This is a genomic window from Streptomyces sp. NPDC024698 (genome assembly GCF_055559015.1).
The window spans coordinates 102864-122903 of sequence record NZ_JBVHLK010000001.1; the positions used below are offsets into that span (position 1 = coordinate 102864).

Here is a 20040-nt window from a genome sequence, read left to right on the forward strand (position 1 = left end):
GTGGAGGCGAAGGAGCGATGCGGTGAGCACCGAGCGACCCGACAACGACGCGACCGATCCGGTCGGGGGTCACGCCAGGGGTCCCGTCGAGAGCCCCGCAGAGGACGCCGTCACGGATCCCCCGGAGGAAACCGCCGCGTCCCCTGTCGGGGTTCCCACCGGGGACCCCGTCCCGGAACCCGCCGGGGACCGGGCCGAGGCGGCACCCCGCGGGACCGCAGAGCCCGACGCCGGTCCGGACGAGGACCAGGCCGAGGAACCCGACGAGGACCCGGTCGGGACAGCGGGCGAGGCGGGTGCGGAGCCCGGCGCCGGTCCGGACGAGGACCGGGTCGAGGGTTCCGGCGAGAGCTCGGCCGAAGGTCCCGCCGAGAGCTCTGCCCAGACGGCGGGCGAGGCGACCCTGGAGTCCGGCGCCGGTTTCGGCAAGGGGCACGCCCCGGGTTCCGACGAGGACCGGGCTCAGGCGGAGGTCGACGGGACTGCGGAAACCGGGACCGGTTTCGGCGTGGGCCACGCCTCAGGTTCCGACGAGGACCCGGCTCAGGCGGCGGCCGACGGGACTGCGGAAGCCGGGACCGGTTCCGGCGCGGGGCGGGTGCGTCTCGTCGACGGGCTCCACGGGGAGCACCCGGAGAGCTCCGCCGGGGGCCGGCGGCGGACGCCGGTCGCGGTGGCCTCGGTCGTAGCCGCCGTGCTGCTCGTCGGGGGTGGCGGCGCCTACTTCGCCGCGACGGCGTCCGGCGGCGGCCGTTCCGGCACCCCCGGCGCCGGCGAGAGCACTCCCCCGCGGCTGGCCCTCGACGGCTACGTCGCGAGCACCGGGACCACGGGCGGCACCGCCGGTATCGCGCCCGGTGAGCCCAACCCCTACGGCACGGCCTACCGCGCGAGCGGCCCGCTCCCCTCGGGCCCCGGATCGGCGCGGGTGCGGTGGGCCGAGGGCAGGGTGACCCGGACCGAGGTGGCACGGCTCGCGACGGCACTGGGCCTGGCGGGCACCCCCCGGCTCACCGGGGACGCCTGGACGGTCGGCAGCGTCAAGGACGGCAACGAGCCGAATCTGCGGGTCACCGCGGACGCCCCGGGAACCTGGACCTTCAGCTCGGCCCTGCCGGGAGGCGACAACTGCGTCAAGGGCAGGATGTGCCCGCTCGCCGGGGTCTCCCCGGCCGATCCCGGCCCCGCCCCGGTGAGCGTGGCGGCCGCCGAGAAGGCGGCGGCGCCCGTGCTGAAGGCGTTGGGCCAGGACGACGCGAAGCTCGACGCGAGCCAGCTCATGAACCAGGTACGGGTCGTGAACGCCGACCCGGTGGTGGGCGGGCTTCCCACGTACGGGTGGACGACCGGTCTGCGGATCGGCGCGGACGGCCATGTCATCGGCGGCAGCGGCCAGTTGAAGACTCCGGTGGACGGAGACGCGTACCCGGTCGTCGGCGCCCGCAAGACGCTGGACCTGATGAACGGGTCGGCGCCGGCGACGGAGGGCCGGCGCATGGGCATCGGCGGCTGCGCCAGCCCCGTACCGCTGAAGGACCGGGACGAGATGCCGTGCGGGCATCCCTCCCCGTCCGAGCCCGAGGCGGTGACCGTCGAGAAGGCGACCTTCGGGCTGGCGGCGCAGCGCGCGAACGGGCGCCAGGCGCTGGTGCCGTCCTGGCTGTTCGAGGTGCGGTCGCCGGGTGCGCGGGACACGTACACCGTGACGCATCCGGCCATCGACCCGGCGTTCCTGGCCTCGCCGGAGTCGCCGGCGCCGCCGAGCGCGGATCCGACCCTGCCGGTGCCGTCGGGCGAGCCGTCCTCACCGGCCGCCACGCGTGACGTCGGCATCCAGGGCTACACGGCCCACGGCCGGGATCTGGCGGTCGACTTCACCGGCGGGGTGTGCGGCGACTACACGGTGTCGGCGAGCGAGAGCTCGGCCAAGGTCACCGTCACCGTGACGGTGAGGCCCTGGAAGAACAAGGTCTGCATCATGATCGCCAAGATCTACGAGCGGACGGTGCGCCTGGACGCGCCGCTCGGGGACCGCGCGGTCGTGGGCAGCGACGGCAAGGCGATCCACCAAGGACGCTTCGGTGTGCCCGAGACCTCGGGAGCGACACCGGCCGAGCCCCGCTAGCGGCGGGCCCGGCGACCCACGAGGGCGGCGGACCGGCCCCAGACCCACGAGGGCGCCGGACCGGCCCCGGACACGCGAAGGCGGCGTCCCCCTGGCATGGGGGACGCCGCCTTCGTCCGTACTCCGCGTGTGCGCGCCGTCGCCACGGGCCGTGGACCCGGCTCCGGGGCGGACTAGCTGAAGGAGTCGCCGCAGGCGCAGGAGCCCGTCGCGTTCGGGTTGTCGATCGTGAAGCCCTGCTTCTCGATGGTGTCCACGAAGTCGATCGAGGCGCCGCCCAGGTACGGGGCGCTCATGCGGTCGGTGACGACCTTCACACCGTCGAAGTCCTTGACGACGTCGCCGTCGAGCGAGCGCTCGTCGAAGAAGAGCTGGTATCGCAGGCCGGAGCAGCCGCCGGGCTGAACGGCGACGCGCAGCGCCAGGTCCTCGCGGCCTTCCTGGTCGAGCAGGGCCTTGACCTTGGCCGCGGCGGCGTCGGACAGGATGATGCCGTCGTTCACGGTGGTGGTCTCGTCCGATACGGACATCTGCTTCTCTCCCGGGTTGTACGGAGACTGCTTGCCGCAGGTTGCAACCTGCGGGGCCGCGGATTCATTCCGGGCCGTGCTCGTGTCTTCTGCCTTCTCTCTTCATGCTCGCACACACGCCCGCGCACGAACACCGGCCTGTGGACAACCCCACGGACACCCGGATGTCACCCGCCGGAGCGGCGACCGGGATTCACGTCACATGGACGCTATGGCCATCGTCAACGTGACGTGAAGCGGTTATGATAGATAGCGTCAAATAGACGAAAAGGCATCGTTCCGCCGGACCTCCTCCAGGAGCCCGGTGACCCGCAGAACAGAAAGGGTGCGTGTCGTGACCACCGCCCAGACCCAGGAGCTCGACGTACAGCCGACGCCCCTCGCCCTGCTGCTGCTCGGCCGCCAGGCCGACCCGAGGAGCGAGCGCGGCGTCGAGTGCCCCGGCGACCTGCCCTCGCCGTCCGACCCCGATCTGGTCGAGCGCGCGCGGGCGGCCAAGGAGAAGCTCGGCGACAAGGTCTTCGTGCTCGGCCACCACTACCAGCGCGACGAGGTCATCCAGTTCGCTGACGTCACGGGTGACTCGTTCAAGCTGGCCCGCGACGCGGCGGCCCGTCCGGAGGCCGAGTACATCGTCTTCTGCGGCGTGCACTTCATGGCGGAGTCGGCCGACATCCTCACGGACGACTCCCAGAAGGTCGTCCTGCCGGACCTCGCCGCGGGCTGCTCGATGGCCGACATGGCCACCGCCGAACAGGTCGCCGAGTGCTGGGACGTGCTGACCGAGGCCGGCGTCGCCGAGAGCGTCGTACCGGTCGCGTACATGAACTCCTCGGCCGACATCAAGGCCTTCACGGGCAAGCACGGCGGCACGATCTGTACGTCGTCGAACGCCCGGCGCGCCCTGGAGTGGGCCTTCGAGCAGGGCTCCCAGGTGCTGTTCCTGCCCGACCAGCACCTCGGCCGCAACACCGCCGTCCGCGACATGGGCATGTCCCTGGACGACTGCGTGGTCTACAACCCGCACAAGCCCGGCGGCGGGCTGACCGCGGAGGAGCTGCGCAACGCCAAGATGATCCTGTGGCGCGGCCACTGCTCGGTGCACGGCCGCTTCAGCGTGGACTCGGTGAACGACGTGCGCGAGCGCATCCCGGGCGTGAACGTCCTCGTGCACCCGGAGTGCAAGCACGAGGTCGTGGCGGCGGCGGACCAGGTCGGCTCCACCGAGTACATCATCAAGGCCCTGGAGGACGCCCCGGCCGGCTCCAAGTGGGCGATCGGCACCGAGCTGAACCTCGTACGGCGGCTCGCGAACCGGTACGCGCCCGAGGGCAAGGAGATCGTCTTCCTCGACAAGACGGTCTGCTTCTGCTCGACGATGAACCGCATCGACCTGCCGCACCTGGTGTGGACCCTGGAGTCCCTCGCCGAGGGCAACCTGGTCAACCGCATCGAGGTCGACAAGGAGACCGAGAAGTACGCGAAGCTGGCGCTGGAGCGGATGCTGGCGCTGCCGTAGCCGCTCCCGTGCCGTAGCCGCGGCCGCCCGCCGCGCGTGGCACGACGGACGCCGCCGCGGGCGACACGTCGCACACACGAAGAGGCGCCCCTCGTGACCGAGGGGCGCCTCTTCGTCGTCGTGACCGGATCAGACTCCGGCGGGCTCCGGGGACTTGTCCTCGTCGTCCACGGGGTCCGTCTCGGCTCCGGTGCCGGTGCCGGACCTCGCCTCCCGCTTCGCCGCCTTCTTCGCCGCCCGGCGCTCCTTGCGCAGTTCGAGCATCGCGTAGAGCGTCGGCACGAGCAGCAGCGTCAGCAGCGTCGACGTGATGAGGCCGCCGATCACGACCACCGCGAGCGGCTGCGCGATGAAGCCGCCCTCACCGGTCACGCCCAGCGCCATCGGCAGCAGCGCGAAGATCGTCGCCAGGGCCGTCATCAGGATCGGGCGGAGCCGGTGCCGGCCGCCCTCGATCACGGCCTCGACCACGCCGTAGCCCTGTGCCCGGTACTGGTTGACGAGGTCGATCAGCACGATCGCGTTCGTCACCACGATGCCGATGAGCATCAGCATGCCGATCATCGCCGGGACACCCATCGGGGTGCCCGTGACGACGAGCATGCCGATCGCGCCGGTCGCCGCGAACGGGATCGACACCAGCAGGATCAGCGGCTGGACGAGCGAGCGGAACGTCGCCACCAGCAGCATGAAGACGATCGCGATCGCCGCGAGCATCGCCAGACCGAGGTTCTTGAACGCGTCGCTCTGGTCCGAGGAGACACCCCCGATCGACGCGGTGGCGCCGGCGGGCAGCTTCAGCCCGGCGAGCTTCGCCGAGAGGTCGGAGCTGACCGCGCCGGTGTTGTCGCCGGTCGGCTTGGCGGTGATCGTGGCGGCGCGCTGGCCGTCGATCCGGGTCATGGAGACCGGACCGTCGACGAGCTTCACGTCCGCGATGTCACCGAGCTTCACCGCACCGAGCCGCAGAGCGCGCAGCTCCTCGATCGTGGTGACCGGCTTCGCGGACCTGATGACGACGTCCCGCTCGGTGTCGTCCAGGATCGCCTTGCCCGTGGTCGTGCCGCGGACCGCCTGGGTGACGGCCGCGCCGAGGGTGGCGTCGTTGAAACCGGCCGCCGCGGCCTGGGAGTTGGCCCGGACCGAGACGCGCGGGACGCTCTGCGAGAGGTCGCTCGTGACGTCGGTGACGTCGTCCAGCTTCGCGACCTCGTCGCGGACCTGGCCGGCCGCCTTGCGCAGCACGTCCCCGTCCGCCGCCTTCACGACGACCTTGAGGTCCTGGCTGCCGAAGGCGTCACCGGCGGCGACCGTGGTGGTGCCGAGACCGGAGAGCTCGCCGAGCCCCTTCTCGATGCGGTCCTGCACGTCCTTGGCGGACGCGGAGTCCTCCAGCATGACCTGGAAGGACGCCTGGTTGGTGTCCGTGCCGCCGCCGAAGGCCGCCATGAAGCCGGATGAGCCGATGGTGACCTGGTAGTCCTTGACGCCCTTGACGCCGCCGAGGAGCTTCTCGATCTTCTTGGCCTGCGCGTCGGTCGCGGCCAGGCTGGTGCCCGGCTTCAACGCCTGCTTGACGGTGAGGACCTTCTGCTCGCCCTGGTCGAAGAAGTTCGTCTTCAGCAGGGGCGCCATGCCGAACGTGCCGACGAGGATCGCGGCCGCGATGAGCAGGCTGGTCAGCCGGCGGCGGGTCGCGAAGCGCAGGACGGGGACGTAGAAGCGCTGGAGACGGCTGCGCTCCTCCTTCTCCTCGGCCTTGCGGCGGGCCTCCTCGGCGTCCGCCGGGGTGCCCTTGGGCGCGCGCAGGAACCAGAACGAGAGGACGGGGACGACCGTCAGCGAGACGAGCAGGGACGCGAGCAGCGCGGCCGTGACCGTGAGGCTGAAGGAGCCGAACAGTTCGCCGACCATGCCGCCGGTCAGACCGATCGGCAGGAAGACGGCGACGGTGGTGAGCGTCGAGGAGGTGACCGCTCCGGCCACCTCACGGACCGCGGTGAGGATCGCCTCCTGGCGCTCCTCGCCGTATCCGAGGTGCCGCTTGATGTTCTCCAGGACGACGATCGAGTCGTCGACGACCCGGCCGATCGCGATGGTGAGCGCGCCCAGCGTGAGCATGTTGAGCGACAGGTCGCGGGTCCACAGCACGATCAGGGCCAGCACCACGGACAGCGGGATGGAGACCGCGGTGACCAGCGTCGAGCGGACCGAGGCCAGGAAGAGCAGGATCACCAGGACCGCGAACAGCAGACCGAGGGCGCCCTCGGTGGTCAGTCCGTGGATGGACTTGGAGACCGCCGGGCCCTGGTCGCTGACGACGGTGATCGTCGCGCCCTTGCCCAGGTCGGCCCTGAGGCCGGGGAGCTTGTCCTTGACCGCGTCGGAGATGGCGACGGCGCTGCCGTCGTGGGCCATGGTGACGGTCACGGCGAGGCTCGGGCGGCCGTCGGTGCGGGTGATGGAGTCCGCCGCGGCCTGCTGCTGCTCGACGGTGGCGACGCTCGCGAGACGCACCGGCTTCTTGCCGGGCGCTCCCACGACCATCAGGTCCTGGATCTGGCCGAGCGAGGTGAAGCCGCCGCCGACCCGCACGGTGCGGTTGCTGCCGTCCTGGTCGAAGGATCCGGCCGGGACGGTCGCGCCGCCCGCCTGGAGCGCCTGGCCGAGCGCGGCCGGGGTGAGTCCGGCCTTCGCCAGCTTCTTGTCGTCGGGCGTGACGGTGACCTGGAGGTCGCGGACGCCGGCGACCTGGACCCGGCCGACGCCGTCGATGCCCTCCAGCGAGGGGACGACGGTGCGGTCGAGCCGGTCGGCGAGCGCCTGCTGGTCCTGGTCGGAGGTGACGGCGAGGACGACGGTCGGCATGTCGTCCGTCGAGCCGGCGATGACCTGCGGGTCGACGGAGTCGGGGAGCTGGGAGCTGACCCGGTTGACGGCCTGCTGGACGTCGGCGACGAGTTGCTTGGTGTCGTTGCCGTAGTCGAAGGACGCCATGATCACGGCGTTGCCCTCGCTCGCGGTGGAGGTGACACCGGTGATGCCGTCGACGGCCTGGAGGCTGTTCTCGACCGGTTCGACGACCTGCTTCTCGACCACGTCGGGAGACGCACCCTGGTACGGCGCGAGCACCGACACCACGGGCAGTTCGATGGTGGGCAGCAACTGCTGCTTGAGCTGGGGGATCGCTATCGCCCCGAAGACGAGCGCGACGATCGACATCAGCCCGATGAGGGCCCGCTGCGCGAGGCTGAATCTGGACAGCCAGGACATGGGTGGTGGGTCTCTTTTCCGTGGTTCGAGCGGAACGCGGGGGACGGGGGAACTCCCCACGTCACACCCTGGGCCATGAACGGGCGGTGATCCGTAGCCCCTGGGTCCATTTCCTTACCCGGAACCTACTCCAGGCGCAGTACGCCCGGGTAACGCTCAGTCCACCCTCGGGCGGACCAGACCCGACTCGTACGCGATGACCACCAGCTGGGCCCGGTCACGGGCGCCGAGTTTGGCCATGGCCCGGTTGACGTGCGTCTTCACCGTGAGCGGACTCACTTCGAGGCGTTCGGCGATCTCGTCGTTCGACAGGCCCGCGGCGACCTGGACGAGCACCTCGCGCTCGCGCCCGGTGAGCGCGCCGAGCCGCTCGGAGCGGGCGGTGGCGGGCCCGTCGTCGTCGGCCTGCGCGAGGAAGCGGGCGATGAGTCCCTTGGTCGCCGCCGGGGACAGCAGTGCCTCGCCGCCCGCCGCGATCCGGATGGCGTTCAGCAGTTCCTCGGGCTCGGCGCCCTTGCCGAGGAACCCGGAGGCGCCGGCGCGCAGCGACTGCACCACGTACTCGTCGACCTCGAAGGTGGTCAGCATCACGACCCGTACGTGCGCGAGGCCCGGGTCCGCGGTGATCATCCGGGTGGCGGCGAGTCCGTCGGTGCCCGGCATCCTGATGTCCATCAGGACCACGTCGGCCCGTTCGTCCCGGGTCACGGTCACGGCCTGGGCGCCGTCGGACGCCTCTCCCACGACCTCCATGTCGGGCTCCGAGTCGACCAGCACGCGAAAGGCGCTGCGCAGCAGTGCCTGGTCGTCGGCGAGCACGACACGGATCGTCATACGGGGTCCCCCAGGGCCGAGGCGCGGTTCTTGACGGGAAGGATCGCATGGACGCGGAAGCCGCCTCCGTAGCGGGGACCGGTGGTGCAGCTCCCGCCGATCGCGGTGACGCGCTCGCGCATGCCGAGCAGTCCGTGGCCGCCGCCCTCCTGCGGTCCGGTGTCCGGTCCGAAGCCGTCCTCCTGTCCGGAGCCGGTGTCCTGGGCGGTTCCGGTGCCGTGTCCTGGGCCGTTGTCGAGGACGGTCACCTCGACCACCGGTCCGACCCGCACCACGCTGACCTCGGCCTTCGCTCCAGGGCCCGCGTGCTTGCGCACATTGGTCAGGGCCTCCTGGATCACCCGGTACGCGGCGAGGTCGGCGGCCGCGGGCAGCACCGTGCCGGAGTCGGCGCGGGCCACCTCGACGGGGAGTCCCGCGTTGCGGAAGGTGTCGGCGAGCTCGTCGAGCCGGGCCAGCCCGGGCGCGGGTTCGGTGGGGGCCTCGGGGTCGCCGGACTGGCGCAGCAGGCCCACGGTGGCGCGCAGCTCGTTCAGCGCTGACCGGCTGGCCTCCCGTACGTGGGCGAGCGCCTCCTTCGCCTGGTCGGGGCGCTTGTCCATCACATGGGCGGCGACTCCGGCCTGCACGTTGACGAGGGCGATGTGGTGGGCGACGACGTCGTGCAGGTCGCGGGCGATCCGCAGCCGCTCCTCGGCGACGCGGCGGCGTGCCTCCTCCTCGCGGGTGCGCTCGGCCCGCAGCGCGCGTTCCTTGATCGCGTGCACGAAGGCGCGGCGGCTGCGGACGGCGTCCCCGGCCGCGGCGGCCATGCCGGTCCACGCGAAGACGCCGAGGTTCTCCTGGGCGTACCAGGGCAGCGGTCCCGCGAGCATGGCGACCGCCGTCAGGAGCGTCATGGTGAGCAGGCCGACGCGCCAGGTGGTGGGGCGGTCGGTGGCCGAGGCCACGGTGTACAGGGCGACGACGGCGGACATGGTCACCGGGGCGCGGGGGTCGGCGGTCACCAGTTCCACCAGGGAGACGCCGACGGTCGCAGCGAGGACCTTCATCGGGGCGCGGCGGCGGAACACCAGGGCGGCGGCCCCGAGGACCATCAGGGCGAGGCTGAGGGCGTCGGGGGTGCGGGCGCTCCAGGTCGTGCCGTCGCCCCCGTGCGAGTCGACGAAGGAGCCGGCCACCATGGCGGCGAGGACGCCCGCGGCGAGCGCGGCGTCCAGGGCGAGGCGATGGTCCCGCAACCAGTCCCGCATACGCTCCAGGGTGCTCATCCGGTCCACGGTACGGGTCCCTGCCGGGTCGGAGACCGGCCGGTACGGCACGACTCTCCTGAGCGGGGCACCGGGTGTCACGCCCGGGGAGCGTGGAGTGGTCCGGGAGGTGCCCGGCCGGGCCGGGGTGTCCCCGGAACAGGCTCCACAGGGCACGGGACCTCGCCGAAACGGCGTGCCTGCGCGGACGTCCTGGCGAGGGCAGTGTGCCTGCGCACATGTCCCCGGCGGGGGCGTGTGCGGTGGTGTCGCCACCGGTGTCGCCACCGGGGGCGACACCGGCCTCAGGTCTGCGGGCCCCGCCTCCGGGCCGGGGCGTGGGGCCTCGGGAGCCGGGGCGAAAGGGGGTCAGCCGGGGATCAGGCCGTCGTCGCTCAGCATCGCGCGGACCTCTTCGAGGGTGGCGTCCGCGGCCGGGAGGATGAGCTCCGACGGCTCCAGGGAGTCGTCGGGAACCGGGGTCCCGGCACCGCGCACCGCTTCCAGGAGGGCTCCCAGAGTGCGGCGGAAGCCGGACTCGTCACCCCTCTCCATCTCGGCGAGCAGTTCGTTGTCCAGCTTGTCCAGGGCGGTGAGCCGGCCGTCGTCCAGCTTCACCTGCCCCTCCCCCATGATCCGTACGATCATGACGCCTCCTCAGGCATGGGCCCGCCAGGTCACTGCTTGTCGAAGCGCGGAGTGTCCTTGGGCTGCGACGACGACTGGTTCTGGCCCGTGCCGCCCTCGATCGCCTGCTGCTGCGACGAGGAACCGCCGGCCAGCTCGGCCTTCATGCGCTGGAGCTCCAGCTCCACGTCCGAACCACCGGAGATCCGGTCCAGTTCGCTCTGGATGTCGTCCTTCGCCAGCCCGGACTGGTCGTCCAGGGCTCCGGAGGCGAGCAGCTCGTCGATCGCGCCGGCGCGAGCCTGAAGCTGCGCGGTCTTGTCCTCGGCACGCTGGATGGCGAGCCCCACGTCGCCCATCTCCTCGGAGATGCCCGAGAAGGCCTCGCCGATCCGGGTCTGCGCCTGGGCCGCCGTGTACGTCGCCTTGATCGTCTCCTTCTTCGTACGGAAGGCGTCGACCTTGGCCTGGAGCCGCTGGGCGGCGAGGGTGAGCTTCTCCTCCTCGCCCTGGAGCGTCTGGTGCTGCGTCTCCAGGTCGGTGACCTGCTGCTGGAGCGCGGCACGGCGCGAGAGCGCCTCACGGGCGAGGTCCTCGCGGCCGAGCGCGAGGGCCTTGCGGCCCTGGTCCTCCAGCTTGGAGGACTGGTTCTGGAGCTGGTTCAGCTGAAGTTCGAGACGCTTGCGGCTCGTCGCCACGTCGGCGACACCGCGCCGGACCTTCTGGAGCAGCTCCAGCTGCTTCTGATAGGAGTAATCGAGGGTTTCGCGCGGGTCCTCGGCCCGGTCAAGGGCCTTGTTCGCCTTCGCGCGGAAGATCATCCCCATACGCTTCATGACACCGCTCATGGGCTTCGCGCGCCCCCTTCTGACGGACTCCAGCTCCAGGTACTGCAACAGGACCCACAGTACGGGCCCCACATCCATTACCGCACTGTTCGGGGACGGATGCGCTCATCCCCAAGGACGATCGTGCCCGCCACCGCTCCGGCGTGAGGAGTAGGTGGAACCCGGGGCGCACCCCGGACCGACGCCCCCTCTGTCCAGCACAGACGCACGGTGTTGCCGGATCGTTCCCCACTCGATCGACGTCCATGCTCGCGGACCCCGTACCCTTGGGTTTTGTGTTCCGTAGCCGTGCGAAGGAAGAGAAGGCCCCCGCCGACAAGGCGCCGGTGACCGACTCCAAAGTGACCCGTGACCCTCAGGCCCCCAAGGGCCGCCCCACGCCCAAGCGCAGTGAGGCCCAGACCCAGCGCCGTAGCGTCGCCCAGACGCCGTCGACGCGCAAGGAGGCCGCCAAGCGCCAGCGTGACGATCGCCGTACGGCGATGGAGCGGCAGCGCCAGGCGCTGGCCAGCGGTGACGAGCGGTATCTGCCCGCGCGCGACAAGGGCAAGGTGCGCCGGTTCGCCCGCGACTTCGTGGACTCGCGGCTCTGCATCGCCGAGCTCTTCCTGCCGCTGGCCGTGATCATCCTCATCCTGAGCGTGGTCCCGGTCGCCGCCCTGAAGAACGTGGCCCTGCTGCTGTGGCTGGTCATCATCGTGATGATCGTCGTGGACTCGGTCCTCATCACGATCCGTCTGCGCAAGCAGCTCGCCACGCGCTTCCCGGGCGAGAACACCCGGGGCGCGGTCCGCTACGCGCTCATGCGCACGCTTCAGATGCGTCGACTCCGGCTTCCGAAGCCGCAGGTCAAGCGCGGAGAGCGGCCCTGACTACCACGTCGTTCTCCGGGGGCGCGGCGGATGCCTGGCTGAGCAGGCTGGGCGGGCTGCGGGATGTCGTACGGCAGGAACTGGTGGCCCGGCAGCTCGATGAGCAGATAACCGGGCGCTATCCGGTGGGACAGCGCCTGCGGGTGCTGGACGTCGGGGCGGGCCAGGGCACACAGGCCCTGCGGCTCGCGCGGGCGGGCCACCAGGTGACCGCGCTGGAACAGGACGCCACGATGCTGTCCGTGGCGCGCGAGGCGCTGGCCGCCGAGCCCGAGGGCATCCGGAGCCGGGTGCGCCTCATCGAGGGCGACGGGCACGAGACCGGTGTGCACTTCCTGCCGGGCAGTTTCGACGTGGTGCTGTGCCACGGCGTGCTGATGTACGTCGAGGAGCCGGACGCCCTGCTGGCGGGGCTGGCGCGGATGCTGGCCCCGGGCGGGCTGCTCTCGCTGCTGGTGCGCAACGGCGACGCGCTGGCCATGCGGTCCGGGATCGGCGGGGACTGGGCGACGGCGCTGGCCTCGTTCGACACGACCGCGTACACGAACCGGCTCGGTCTCGACGTCCGCGCCGACCGGCTCTCCACGCTGACCGGCACGCTCGCCGGGATCGGGGCTCCGCTGCACGCCTGGTACGGGGTGCGTGTCTTCACGGACACGGCCGCCGACGGCGCGCCGGTGCCGCCGGACGCGGAGACCCTGCTGGCCGCGGAGGAACGGGCCGGCCGTACGGACCCCTACCGCCAGGTGGCGGCGCTGCTGCACCTGTGCGGCGTACGGGGCTGAACGCCCCGGGGCCGCCGGACGGCTCCGGAGCCCCGATGTCGCTCGCACGGGTGCCGCGGTGGATGGCGGCGGGTTGCCGGGGCGGGCCCCCGGCAACCCCCACCGGCCTACTCCTGCTCGGCGTGCAGGCTCATCGGACCGTAGATCTGCGTGCTGTCCTCGAAGAGGAACACCTGGTCCGCCCCACCCGCCACAAGGTCCTTCCACACCTCACCGATCCAGGACTCCGCGTCGCCCTGGGTGGTGAACTCCTCGGGCTGCACCGCGGGTTCGACCTCTGTCCCGTCGGACTTCTCGAACCGCCACGTCCATGCCGCCATGTACGCCTCCAAGGTGTGAGCACACTGCACAGCGGAAGCCGGACAAGATCCGTCTCCCGTCCGAAGCCTAGCCGGACGCGCAAGACGTGCGGGGACACGGAAAAATCGGCGGAGTGGAACTGACTCTGCTCGGCACCGGTGCCCCCGCGGGCCTGCCCCGCCCCGACTGTCCCTGCGCCGCCTGCGCGAGCGCGCTCTGCGAGGAGGCGCGGGCGGCCACCGCGCTGCTCGTCGACGGCACACTGCTCCTCGACCTCACCCCCGGCGCCGCGTTCGCGGCGGCCCGCTCCGGCCACTCGCTGGGCGGCGTACGGCAGGTACTGCTCTCCCATCCGCACGACGGACCCGCCATGGAGGTGCCGGCCGGGCTGCCGCAGCCGGGCCGGGTGCCCGACGGACGGGAGTTGGCGCTGCTGACGGGCCACCGGGTGCGGGCGGTGCCGATGGACGCGCCCGGCACGGGGTACGCGGTGACCGGACCGGCCGGACAGCGGCTGCTGTATCTGCCGCCGGGCGCCGCGCCGGCGGGCCTGGACGAGAACGGCGGGGCCTATCACATGGTGCTCCTGGACGTGGTGGGACGGCCCGACGCCCTGGCGAGGCTGCGGGCGGCCGGCGCGGTCGATCCGACGACGGACGTGATCGCGGTGCACCTCGACCACGACGTGCCCCCGGGGGCCGAGCTGCGCAGGCGGCTCGCCGCCGCGGGAGCGCGGGCCGTGCCCGACGGGACGACGCTCGACGTGGGTGTCTACGAGGACGTGCCCGACGTGCCGCGCCGGACGCTGGTGCTCGGCGGGGCGCGCTCGGGCAAGTCGGTGGAGGCGGAGCGCCGGATGGAGGCCTTCGCCGACGTCCTGTACGTCGCCACGGGAGGCACCCGCGGCGGTGACTCCGAATGGGCGCAGCGGGTCAGCGTCCACCGTGAGCGGCGGCCCGGCTCCTGGCGGACCGTCGAGACCTGTGACCTGGTCCCGCTCCTGGCCGAGAAGGGGCCGCCGCTGCTCGTCGACTGTCTCTCGCTGTGGCTGACGGACGCCATGGACACGGTGAACGCCTGGGACGACGCCGAGTGGTCCGGGGGTGGTGAACGGGCCCTGCGCGCCCGGGTGGAGGAGCTGGTGTCCGCCGTGCGCACCACCCGTCGCACGCTCGTCGCCGTCTCGAACGAGGTCGGTTCGGGCATCGTGCCCGCCACGGCCTCCGGCCGCCGCTACCGTGACGAACTCGGGCGGCTGAACGCGGCGTTCGCCGGGGAGTGCGAGCACGTGCTGCTGGTGGTGGCGGGACAGGCCCTGACCCTGCGGGGCTGACCCGGCCCGTCCCGCGCACGCCCCGCGTGGCGGTCAGTCCTCCTTGCGGGCGACGACGCGGTACGCGTTCGAGAAGCGGGTGCGGCGCAGCAGCGGGGCGAGCAGCCGGTCCAGCGCGGCGGCCGAGGCGAGGAGCGGGGCGGACGCCCGGCTCAGAGCCGGACGCGCGGCGCGCCGGAGCGGGGTCGGCGCGGCCGGGCGCCAGGGGGCGTCGGGGCCGGGGAGGGAGCGCGCGAGTGCCAGGGCGAGGGCGCCGGAGAGGTCGTGGGGGACGTGCGGTTCGCGTCGGTCGGTGGCGACGACCACGCAGCCGAGGGCTTCGAGTTCGCCGAGCAGGTTGGGCAGCGGCATGAGGTGCAGATGGCGCGGCTGGCCGTACGCCGGCCACCACTTGCCGAGCAGCGCGCCGAACGCGCAGTCGGGGTCGGGCACTTCGACCAGAAGGTGTCCGCCGGGTCTCAACACCTCCAGCGCGGCGCGCAGTTCCTCGCGCGGTTCGGGGGTGTGCTCCAGATGGTGGAACATGCTCACGACGTCGTAGCGGGCCCTCAGCCGCTCCGCGATCCGCGGGTCGGCGAGCCGTCCGACGTGCGCCTCCTCCACGCGTCCCGCCGCCCGCGCCCGCTCGACGCGCCGCGTCGGGTCGAGTCCGTCGAAGGACGTGTACGGGTGGACCTGCTTGGCCGCCTCGGGGAAGTGTCCGTGCCCGGTGCCGACGTCGAGCCAGCTCTCCGGTTCCGCGAAGGGCAGCAGGGCGCGGGCCGCCGCGCGATGGCGACCGGCGCGGCCCGGGTGGGCGAGCAGCCGTTCGGCGAGGCCGTCGGGGGCCTCCTCGCGGTCTTGCTGGTAGAAGGCCAGCCCCTCGGGGGTGAGCCGGGGGTTCTGGAAGGCGTGGGCGCAGTCCCCGCACTCGTCGACGGCGAACGTTCCCGGCTTGCGCTGCCGCAGGTCCGGTGTGCGCAGCCGGGTGCGCAGGCGCTTCGAGCCGCACCACGGGCAGTCGGGGCGGCGCGGTTCGTGGAACCGGGCGGTGCCCTGGGCGAGTTCGGCGGCGTAGGCGGCACGGCGTTCGGCGATCGGCTGCGGGCTGGGGGGCATGGACGCTCCTGTCGGGGACGACCGTACGACAATCCGATACAAAAGGTACGTATGCGAGGGGGATCCGGGGCGCAACGACGTGGCGCGGACACGTTCGATCAGTGCCGGTACTGTTCGGCGAATGAGCTCGCTTAATCTCGACGACTTCACCGATCTGATCGAGCGTCCCGACGGAGGCGTACGCCGTGACGCCGAGGCGTACCGGGAGCGCAGGACCGTGCCGCCGGGGGCGCTGGGCCGCCTCGACGACCTGGGTGAATGGCTGGCGGCCGCGCAGTCCGCGGTGCCGGTACGGCCGATCGAGCACCCGCGTGCCGTGCTGTTCGCGGGCGACCACGGGATCGCCGCCCTCGATGTGTCGGCGCGCCCCGCGGGCAGTGCCGGCGCTCTGGTGCGGGCGGTCCTGGAGGGCGCGAGCCCCGTGTCGGTGCTCGCGCGCGGGCTCGGTGTGCCGGTGCGCGTGGTCGACATGTCGCTGGAGGCGGACCCCGCGGGGCTGCCCGACGAGGTCGTCCGGCACCGGGTCCGGCGCGGTTCGGGGCGGATCGACGTCGAGGACGCGATGACCCTGGAGGAGGCGGAGGCCGCGTTCCGGGCCGGAATGGCCATCGCGGACGAGGAGGCGGACTCCGGAACGGATCTGGTGGTCCTCGGCGACATCAGCGTGGGCGGGACCACGGCGGCGGCCGTTCTGGTCGCGGCGCTGTGCGGGACCGACGCGTCCGTGGTGACCGGGCGGGGCGGGCGGTCCATCGACGACCTCGCGTGGATGCGCAAGTGCGCCGCCGTGCGCGACGCCCTGCGGCGGGCCCGGCCCGTGCTCGGGGACCAGCTCCAGCTGCTGGCGACGGTGGGCGGGGCGGACCTGGCGGCGATGACCGGGTTTTTGCTCCAGAGCGCGGCTCGCAAGATGCCGGTGATTCTCGACGGGGTCGTGTCGGCCGCGTGCGCGCTGGTCGGTCAGCGGGTCGCCTTCCGGGCGCCGGACTGGTGGCTGGCCGGGCAGCGCAGCGGGGAGCCGGCGCAGGCGAAGGCGCTGGACCGGATGGCTCTCGAACCGTTGCTCGATCACGGGGTGACGGTGGGCGAAGGGGTGGGGGCGCTGCTGGCCCTGCCGCTGGTCCGGGCCGCGGCGAGCCTCGCGGCGGAGCTTCCGGAGGAGGACTCCTCGCAGGCGGAGGTCCCGGACGAGCCCGGCAAGCCCGAGTCCGACGCCGGTCCGGAGTCCGGGCCGGATGCCGATGCCGACGCCGGTTCGGACACGTAACCCGTTCGACCCGGCCCTCCCTCACCCCCTCCGCCCCCGCCCGCCCCGCACCAAACGCCGGAGGGGCTGAATCTTTGTGGGCGTTTTGACCCATATCATCGCCCTTTATGGGAGATGCCCGAATTGCCGCTGACCAGGGACGGGCGTCGGCCCGCCGGAGTGACGGGGACCGGCGGTCCACGGCCGCCTCGCGGCGGTCCGCGGCCTTCGCCGTGTGGTACCTGCGCGCGGTCACGTTCATCAACTTTCTGAGCGCGGCCTGGGTGTCGCTCGGGCAGGACGTGCGCCGGCACAACACCGAGAACTACTTCACGCCCTATCTGCTGACCGCGGGCTTCGCCTCCGGTGTGTTCACGATGTTCCTGGCCATCACCATGCGACGGCGCAAGCGGGCCGCCTGGATCCTCAACTCCGTGCTCAGCGGGCTGTTCCTGCTGCTGTTCGGCGTCGCGATGGCGTTCCCCGAGATCCGCCAGTACGCGCAGAACTGGGTCTCCCTCGTCCTGACCGCGGCCTTCGTGGGCTCCCTGGCCGCCGGGCGCCGCGAGTTCTACGCCAAGGGCGACCGGTCGAACCCGAAGCTCGCCGCGGTCGTGGCGGTCGGGGGGCTGCTGGTCACCTCGCTGCTGGCCGCGCTGCTGGTCACGGTCACCAACCACGCGCACGACGCGCACCGTTCGACCTTCCTGGACCGCTGGCGCTACGGCACCCTGCGGCTCGTCTCGGTCGCCGCCGACGGCTCCCACTATCCCGGGATCGCCACACCGAACTGGGTCAACGTCTCGGTCAACGTGCTCAGCACCCTGCTGGTGCTCGCCGTCCTCTACGCGGCCTTCCGCTCCCGGCGCGCCGTCGACCCGCTCACCGAGGACGACGAGAAGCGGCTGCGGGAACTGCTCGACCGCAACGGCGACCGGGACTCGCTGGGCTACTTCTCACTGCGCCGGGAGAAGAGCGTGGTCTGGTCTCCCACCGGCAAGGCGGCGGTGGCGTACCGGGTGGTGGGCGGGGTCTCCCTGGCGGGCGGCGACCCCATCGGCGACCCCGAGGCCTGGCCAGGCGCCATCGAGCCCTGGCTCGCCGAGGCCCGTGAGCACGGCTGGATCCCGGCGGTGATGGGCGCGAGCGAGGAGGCCGGCACGGTCTACTCCCGGCACGGGCTCGACGCCCTGGAGCTGGGCGACGAAGCCCTCGTCGAGACCGCCGAGTTCACCCTGGAGGGGCGGGCCATGCGGACCGTCCGGCAGGCCTACAACCGGGTCAGGCGGGCCGGTTACCGGGTGCGCATCCGGCGCCACGAGGACATCCCGGCCGCCGAGATGGCGTATCTGCTCCAGCGCGCGGACGACTGGCGCGACGGCGCGACCGAGCGGGGATTCAGCATGGCCCTCGGACGGCTCGGCGACCCCGAGGACGGACAGTGCGTGATGCTCGAATGCACTGACTCCGAGGGCGAGTTGAGGGCGGTGCTGTCCTTCGTGCCCTGGGGGCCCGGCGGGCTCTCCCTCGATCTGATGCGGCGCGACCGCGACGCGGAGAACGGGCTCATGGAGTTCATGGTGATCGAACTCCTGCGGCGCGCCGGAGAGATCGGGATCACTCAGGTCTCGCTCAACTTCGCCATGTTCCGTTCGGTCTTCGAACGTGGGGCGCGTCTCGGCGCGGGTCCGGTGCTGCGGCTGTGGCGGTCACTGCTCAGCTTCTTCTCCCGCTGGTGGCAGATCGAGTCGCTGTACCGGGCCAACGCCAAGTACCGGCCCATCTGGGAGCCGCGGTTCCTGCTCTTCGAGAAGAGCGCGGACCTGCTGCGCATCGGGGTCGCGTCCGCGCGCGCCGAGGGGTTCCTGGAGGCGCCGGGGCTGCCGAAATGGCTGCACCGCAAGCACCTGGAGTCACACAGATGAGACCGGCGGGGGCCGGCGTGAGGAGAACCGTGGGGGCCACCGGATGAGCGCACTCGCCCGCTGGGTCCGGGCCGAGTGGGGTCTGCTGTACGCGACCGTGCGCCGGGCCCTGTGGGCGAGGGGCCCGCGGGCGGTCCCGATGACCCTCGCCGCGGTGGGTCTGACGGCCGTCCTCCAGTTCGTCCAGAACCAGTCCTGGGGCTATCGGTTCGTGCAGAACACCGGCGCCGTCCGGGCCGAGGACCCGCTGTGGCTCGCCCTGCTGCGCACCCCTCTCTCGCTGTTCGTGCCCGCGCTGGATCTGCCGGTGTGGGGCGCTCTCGCGCAGATCCTCATCGTCTTCGGGATCGCCGAGATCTGCCTGGGCTGGTGGCGCACGCTCGTCGTCGCGTACGTCGCCACGCTGGCCGGGACGCTGTACGCGCGCGTCGGCATCGCGCTGGGCCCGCACCGTCCGCTGGGGCTGCCGGGCGCGGACGCGCTGGTCGTCGACACCGGCCCGTCGGCGGCGGTGGTGGGTCTCGCGGTGTTCCTGGGCTGGCGCTACCGGGCGTACGTGACGGCGGGCATCGTGATCGGGGCGATGGTGGCCGAGGTGATCGTCAAGGACAACCTGGCGGGCAAGGAGCATCTGGCGGCGATCGCCGCGGTGTTCGTGGTGTGCGCTCTCTCGGCGGTGCGTCACCGCCGTTCGGGCAGGGAGCGCGCGGCCGCCGGGTCGGGTTTGCCGCCGATCCACTCCTGAACCCTGCGGGCGGGGCCCGACCAGCGGCGGTCGTGCCGGTAGGAGCGCAGCCGGGACCGGGCGCGGGCCCGCGGCCGGTTCCGGTAGAAGCGCCTGGCCCACGGCGAGGCGGGCTTGGCCAGCCGGACGGCGCCGACGAGGGCGATGAAGGGGACGATCACCCCGAAGATCGCCGTGCGGGCCTTGCCCTTGCTCAGGGTGAGCAGCGCGAAGAAGAAGTTCAGGACGATGGTCACGATCGCGCTGGCCCGGTCCTGCGCCTCCTGGTTGCCGACGTCGTTGACGCCGAAGGGCGAGAAGCCGCTGAGCATCAGGCCGACGAGGGCCGCCGTGACCACCACGACCTCGACGCTCTTGCGTCCGTCCTCGCTCCAGTAGACGTCGTCGAGGTGCAGGATCAGCGCGAACTCGTCGAGCACGAGGCCGGTCCCGATGCCGAACACGACCGCGCTCACACAGGGCCAGAATCCGTAGCGGCTGCCGGCGACCGCGCCGAAGCCGCCGATCACCGTGAGCACGACCCCGGGGACCACGTGGTGGATGTGCAGATCACCGGCCTTGACGTTGCCGAAGGGCCCTTTGCCGGCGCGGATCATCCGCACGATGATCCGGGTGACCACGAAGGTCACCACGAACGAGGCCAGCGCCAGAAACAGGGGGAGCTTTCCGGGCTCGACGATGTTCCGATACAACCAATGACCCATATGTGAACTTTATCCAGCGCCGCCGT

17 protein-coding genes are annotated in these 20040 nt (G+C 72.2%); 8 read left to right on the forward strand and 9 right to left on the reverse strand.

The window, feature by feature from the left end; all coding sequences use genetic code 11:
* Positions 1-22: 22 nt before the first annotated feature.
* Complete coding sequence (locus ACZ4AA_RS00470) at positions 23-2125, forward strand: hypothetical protein (RefSeq protein ID WP_467592997.1); 2103 nt, start codon at positions 23-25, stop codon at positions 2123-2125.
* Between the two features lie 173 nt (positions 2126-2298).
* Here the strand turns inward: ACZ4AA_RS00470 and erpA are convergent, their stop codons facing one another.
* Complete coding sequence (erpA, locus tag ACZ4AA_RS00475; protein ID WP_037623995.1) at positions 2299-2655, reverse strand: iron-sulfur cluster insertion protein ErpA; 357 nt, start codon at positions 2653-2655, stop codon at positions 2299-2301.
* 334 nt (positions 2656-2989) lie between these two features.
* Here erpA and nadA point away from each other — a divergent pair, with 334 nt between their 5' ends.
* Entirely contained in the window at positions 2990-4174 is a 1185-nt protein-coding gene (nadA, locus tag ACZ4AA_RS00480) for a quinolinate synthase NadA (protein WP_467593001.1), read from the forward strand.
* Positions 4175-4303: 129 nt separating this feature from the next.
* On the opposite strand, the gene ACZ4AA_RS00485 is transcribed toward nadA, so the two are convergent.
* The 5 genes from ACZ4AA_RS00485 to ACZ4AA_RS00505 form a co-directional block, all read right to left on the reverse strand.
* Positions 4304-7447 carry an efflux RND transporter permease subunit gene (locus ACZ4AA_RS00485; protein WP_467593004.1) on the reverse strand — a complete coding sequence of 1048 codons (3144 nt, stop codon included), beginning with the start codon at positions 7445-7447 and terminating at the stop codon, positions 4304-4306.
* A gap of 156 nt (positions 7448-7603) precedes the next feature.
* Positions 7604-8281, reverse strand: a complete 678-nt coding sequence (locus tag ACZ4AA_RS00490; RefSeq protein ID WP_467593007.1) for a response regulator — start codon at positions 8279-8281, stop codon at positions 7604-7606.
* Positions 8278-9552 (reverse strand): sensor histidine kinase, encoded by a 1275-nt coding sequence (locus ACZ4AA_RS00495; protein ID WP_467593011.1) that lies wholly within the window; start codon positions 9550-9552, stop codon positions 8278-8280. The genes ACZ4AA_RS00490 and ACZ4AA_RS00495 overlap by 4 nt, the downstream gene beginning before the upstream one ends.
* Positions 9553-9900: 348 nt before the next feature.
* On the reverse strand, positions 9901-10179 hold the full coding sequence (gene pspAA, locus ACZ4AA_RS00500; RefSeq protein ID WP_467593014.1) for a PspA-associated protein PspAA: 279 nt from the start codon (positions 10177-10179) through the stop codon (positions 9901-9903).
* Positions 10180-10208: 29 nt separating this feature from the next.
* Entirely contained in the window at positions 10209-11006 is a 798-nt protein-coding gene (locus ACZ4AA_RS00505) for a PspA/IM30 family protein (protein ID WP_467595043.1), read from the reverse strand.
* A 245-nt stretch (positions 11007-11251) separates the two neighbouring features.
* Here ACZ4AA_RS00505 and ACZ4AA_RS00510 point away from each other — a divergent pair, with 245 nt between their 5' ends.
* Both ACZ4AA_RS00510 and ACZ4AA_RS00515 read left to right on the forward strand, forming a co-directional pair.
* The gene (locus ACZ4AA_RS00510) at positions 11252-11878 is read left to right on the forward strand and encodes a DUF3043 domain-containing protein (protein WP_467593017.1); all 627 of its coding nucleotides are present in this window, start codon (positions 11252-11254) and stop codon (positions 11876-11878) included.
* Positions 11879-11961: 83 nt separating this feature from the next.
* A complete protein-coding gene (locus ACZ4AA_RS00515) occupies positions 11962-12663 on the forward strand; it encodes a class I SAM-dependent methyltransferase (RefSeq protein ID WP_467593020.1) in 702 nt (233 codons plus the stop codon).
* Between the two features lie 107 nt (positions 12664-12770).
* On the opposite strand, the gene ACZ4AA_RS00520 is transcribed toward ACZ4AA_RS00515, so the two are convergent.
* Positions 12771-12983 carry a hypothetical protein gene (locus tag ACZ4AA_RS00520; protein WP_467593023.1) on the reverse strand — a complete coding sequence of 71 codons (213 nt, stop codon included), beginning with the start codon at positions 12981-12983 and terminating at the stop codon, positions 12771-12773.
* A gap of 113 nt (positions 12984-13096) precedes the next feature.
* Between ACZ4AA_RS00520 and ACZ4AA_RS00525 the strand changes: the two genes are divergently transcribed.
* The gene (locus ACZ4AA_RS00525) at positions 13097-14296 is read left to right on the forward strand and encodes a bifunctional adenosylcobinamide kinase/adenosylcobinamide-phosphate guanylyltransferase (protein ID WP_467593025.1); all 1200 of its coding nucleotides are present in this window, start codon (positions 13097-13099) and stop codon (positions 14294-14296) included.
* A 33-nt stretch (positions 14297-14329) separates the two neighbouring features.
* Here the strand turns inward: ACZ4AA_RS00525 and ACZ4AA_RS00530 are convergent, their stop codons facing one another.
* The gene (locus ACZ4AA_RS00530; protein ID WP_467593028.1) at positions 14330-15394 is read right to left on the reverse strand and encodes a class I SAM-dependent methyltransferase; all 1065 of its coding nucleotides are present in this window, start codon (positions 15392-15394) and stop codon (positions 14330-14332) included.
* A 121-nt stretch (positions 15395-15515) separates the two neighbouring features.
* Between ACZ4AA_RS00530 and cobT the strand changes: the two genes are divergently transcribed.
* The 3 genes from cobT to ACZ4AA_RS00545 all read left to right on the forward strand — a co-directional run bounded on the left by cobT (position 15516) and on the right by ACZ4AA_RS00545 (position 19310).
* Complete coding sequence (gene cobT / locus ACZ4AA_RS00535) at positions 15516-16661, forward strand: nicotinate-nucleotide--dimethylbenzimidazole phosphoribosyltransferase (RefSeq protein ID WP_467593031.1); 1146 nt, start codon at positions 15516-15518, stop codon at positions 16659-16661.
* A 107-nt stretch (positions 16662-16768) separates the two neighbouring features.
* Complete coding sequence (locus tag ACZ4AA_RS00540; protein ID WP_467593034.1) at positions 16769-18565, forward strand: phosphatidylglycerol lysyltransferase domain-containing protein; 1797 nt, start codon at positions 16769-16771, stop codon at positions 18563-18565.
* Positions 18566-18608: 43 nt separating this feature from the next.
* The gene (locus tag ACZ4AA_RS00545; protein ID WP_467593036.1) at positions 18609-19310 is read left to right on the forward strand and encodes a hypothetical protein; all 702 of its coding nucleotides are present in this window, start codon (positions 18609-18611) and stop codon (positions 19308-19310) included.
* On the opposite strand, the gene ACZ4AA_RS00550 is transcribed toward ACZ4AA_RS00545, so the two are convergent.
* The gene (locus ACZ4AA_RS00550; RefSeq protein WP_467593038.1) at positions 19247-20014 is read right to left on the reverse strand and encodes a hypothetical protein; all 768 of its coding nucleotides are present in this window, start codon (positions 20012-20014) and stop codon (positions 19247-19249) included. The genes ACZ4AA_RS00545 and ACZ4AA_RS00550 overlap by 64 nt on opposite strands.
* Between the last annotated feature and the right edge of the window lie 26 nt (positions 20015-20040).